Annotated in this window: 4 protein-coding genes and 1 pseudogene; 3 read left to right on the top strand and 2 right to left on the bottom strand. The window is 28.5% G+C overall.

Annotation, left to right across the window (positions count from 1 at the left end):
• Together AB1Z17_RS11110 and AB1Z17_RS11105 are read left to right on the top strand one after the other, a co-directional pair.
• Positions 1–104, top strand: a pseudogene (locus AB1Z17_RS11110) (3-deoxy-D-manno-octulosonate 8-phosphate phosphatase); the annotation flags it as partial.
• A gap of 107 nt (positions 105–211) precedes the next feature.
• Positions 212–646 carry a DUF2147 domain-containing protein gene (locus tag AB1Z17_RS11105; protein WP_368051862.1) on the top strand — a complete coding sequence of 145 codons (435 nt, stop codon included), beginning with the start codon at positions 212–214 and terminating at the stop codon, positions 644–646.
• A gap of 95 nt (positions 647–741) precedes the next feature.
• On the opposite strand, the gene AB1Z17_RS11100 is transcribed toward AB1Z17_RS11105, so the two are convergent.
• Together AB1Z17_RS11100 and AB1Z17_RS11095 are read right to left on the bottom strand one after the other, a co-directional pair.
• The gene (locus AB1Z17_RS11100) at positions 742–1,923 is read right to left on the bottom strand and encodes an acyloxyacyl hydrolase (RefSeq protein ID WP_368051861.1); all 1,182 of its coding nucleotides are present in this window, start codon (positions 1,921–1,923) and stop codon (positions 742–744) included.
• A gap of 130 nt (positions 1,924–2,053) precedes the next feature.
• Entirely contained in the window at positions 2,054–2,695 is a 642-nt protein-coding gene (locus AB1Z17_RS11095) for a protein-L-isoaspartate(D-aspartate) O-methyltransferase (protein ID WP_368051860.1), read from the bottom strand.
• An 86-nt stretch (positions 2,696–2,781) separates the two neighbouring features.
• On the opposite strand from AB1Z17_RS11095, the gene AB1Z17_RS11090 reads away from it, so the two are divergent.
• A partial coding sequence (locus AB1Z17_RS11090) for a Gfo/Idh/MocA family oxidoreductase (RefSeq protein ID WP_368051863.1) occupies positions 2,782–2,932 on the top strand: 151 nt, incomplete at its 3' end.

Here is a 2,932-nt window from a genome sequence, read left to right as displayed (position 1 = left end):
TTTCACAAAAAAGAGGAGGAACTGGTTGTGTGCGCGACGTTATTGAACAGGTTTTAAAAGTTCAGGGAAAATGGATGCAACAATTTGATGCACAAGTAGATTAATGAACTTCCAATATTCCAAAATAAATAAAAAAAACCACCTTCTAAACAACACCTGTCTATCAAAAAAAATGTTTAAATTTAATTTATAAGTAACGTATATATTTATTATGAAAAAAACAATCTCAATTCTAAGCTGCCTATTTTTTATTGGAATCCTATCCGTGCAATCTCAATCTATTTTTGGAAAATGGAAAACAATTGATGACGAAACTGGTAACGAAAAATCTATTGTAGAAATTTACCAAAAAGATGGTAAAGCCTATGCTAAAATTGTTGAACTTCTTGAAAATGGGAAAGAAGATAAAGTTTGTGAAGAATGCAAAGGTGCTAAGAAAAACAAACCAATTAAAGGAATGGAAATAATTAATGGTCTTTCTAAAGATGGGAATGAATGGAACGATGCCAAAATATTAGATCCAAAAACAGGAAAAGAGTATAAATGTTATATTACACTTGAAGGCGACAATAAACTTAAAGTAAGAGGTTATGTTGGTTTTGCTTTACTTGGAAGAACACAATATTGGCATAAATTTGAACAGTAAAAAACTTAAATTATAGTTTTTTAAAATTTCTAATTATTCGTAAGTTTCTTCAGACTGTTATAACTGAGGAGGCAGATATCCAATTATTTCTCTGCCTAATTTAAAAATCTATGTACAAATCCAATACTAAGTTCAGTATAATCTGCTTGACTTAGATTGGATTTTATATGTGTACCTATATAAAAATTACTTTTAGGTTTTTTAAACGTATTTATAGCGTAAAGTTTTAAACCAAGTTTACCTAAAAACACCTTTTTTAATTTGTAGATATTATCTAATGCTTCTTCCTCTAAAATATAATGCTCTTTATAAAATGGTTTATGCACATTTAAACCACCTTCCCAATCAATTCCAATATTACCAAATAAAGCTTCTATTCCAACAGAAACATAAATATTTGAAGCATTTAAAAATGGATTATTAAAATAAGGTTCAACCTCATATTCCTTTATATAATCATAGTAATGCTGATAAAAACTATAGGTAATTCCTGTACTAAATTTTAGTATGTCTTTATAAAACAAACCTCCTTTAATTTCTAATGAATTTATAACCTTTATGCTACTTTTATGGTCAATAAATTTCTGAATTCCCTGCCCGTATCTTACTTCATAAAATTTAGTGTATTTTTTTAAATTACTTTTTAAACCAATATTAGAATCAGCATTTATATATTTCTTTTTTAATTCAAAACTTGTTGAAATACTTGCTAAAGCAGAGTTTAAGCCAGAGTTAGGTAATTGTGTATGACCATTAGAATGATGAAAATACCCTACTCCAATTTTTAATAAACGTTCATTTTTTAGTTGAAAATTATAGTAAATAGAAGTTAAAAAAGCCCAAGTAAAATTTGTACTTACTGCAGTATTCAAAGCATTATTTTCTGGATGATATTTTTTGGTAAAATAAGAAGCTCCCAACCCAAATTTAGCTGAAAACGTTGCTTGTTTATTTAAATTTATTTCGACAAACGGAAGTATAGAAACCGCATTTCCAACAACTTCATTATTTCCTAAACTGGAATAATAGGCAGCAACTCCTGTAGTTGATAAATTAATAGTACTATTCCAGTTTTTTATGAAGTTACCGTTCTTGTTTTCTAAACTTACTCCAAACATATAATGAGTTTTTAATTTAGGAAACCAACTATTTGGTTGAAAAGTTTGTCCTACAAAAATTTCAGGTGTTATACTTAGTGTGTTATAATTTTCATTTTTTTGAGCAAAACTGATAAAAACAGTACAACTGAAAAAGAAAAATAATATGATTTTTTTCATTGTATAAATATTGATAATTTATGGAAACAGATTGCTTTACTCTTGCCTTCTAAATTAGAACATATAAAATAATATTTCATTGTATATAATTGGTACTATTGCAGGATAACATCATGTTGAAATTATTATGTTAATTGCGTTCTTTTAGCATTGGAACAAATCTAAAATCACCTAATTCGTGCTTTTCAAAATCTTTTTCGCCTGTTCTTACAAATAAAGTCATTGTTTGTATTTCCTCTCCAACAGGAATTACCAACCTACCTCCTATTTTTAATTGTGCTAATAGTGGTTTTGGCACAAATGGTGCACCAGCTGTTACAATAATCCCATCAAAAGGCGCTTCCTCAGGTAATCCTTTATAGCCATCGCCAAAAATTATTTTTTTTGGCTTATAATTTAATTTAGGTAAAAATAATTTCGTTTTTTTAAAAAGTTCTTTTTGGCGCTCTATTGTATAAACTCTTGCTCCTATTTCCAGTAAAACCGCCGTTTGATAACCAGAACCAGTACCAATCTCTAAAACCTTATCGTTTGATTTTACCTGTAATAATTCAGTTTGAAAAGCGACAGTATAAGGCTGCGAAATTGTTTGTTCTGCAGCAATAGGAAATGCTTTGTCTTGGTAAGCAAAATCTACAAACCCAGAATCCATAAATAAATGCCGTGGTACATTGGCAATAGCTGCTAAAACATTTTTATCAGTAATACCTTTTTCGCAAATTGTGGCTACTAATTGATTTCTAAGTCCTTGATGTTTGTGAGTATCTTTCACTATTATTTAAAATTTGAAAGGCTAAAAATAGGAATAAATGCATAAAGATTGTTACTTTTGTTTACATAAAATTATACATTCTTATGATACTAAAAGCAGGCGTTTTAGGAGCTGGTCATCTTGGCAAGATTCACTTAAAGTTATTAAATCAATCAAAAAAATACGAACTAGTTGGATTTTATGATCCAATTGAAGAAAATGCACAGAAAGTTGCGGAAGAATTTGGCTATAAAAAAT

Source organism: Lutibacter sp. (assembly GCF_040883305.1).
GTDB lineage: Bacteria > Bacteroidota > Bacteroidia > Flavobacteriales > Flavobacteriaceae > Lutibacter.
Note: the sequence above shows the minus strand (reverse complement) of the source record. Positions and strands in the feature narration are given on the sequence as shown.

What these genes read in the sequence shown, in the direction of transcription:
- AB1Z17_RS11105 (WP_368051862.1), top strand. Translation starts at nt 212, where the DNA reads ATGAAAAAAACAATCTCAATTCTAAGCTGCCTATTTTTTATTGGAATC.
- AB1Z17_RS11100 (WP_368051861.1), bottom strand. Translation starts at nt 1,923, where the DNA reads ATGAAAAAAATCATATTATTTTTCTTTTTCAGTTGTACTGTTTTTATC.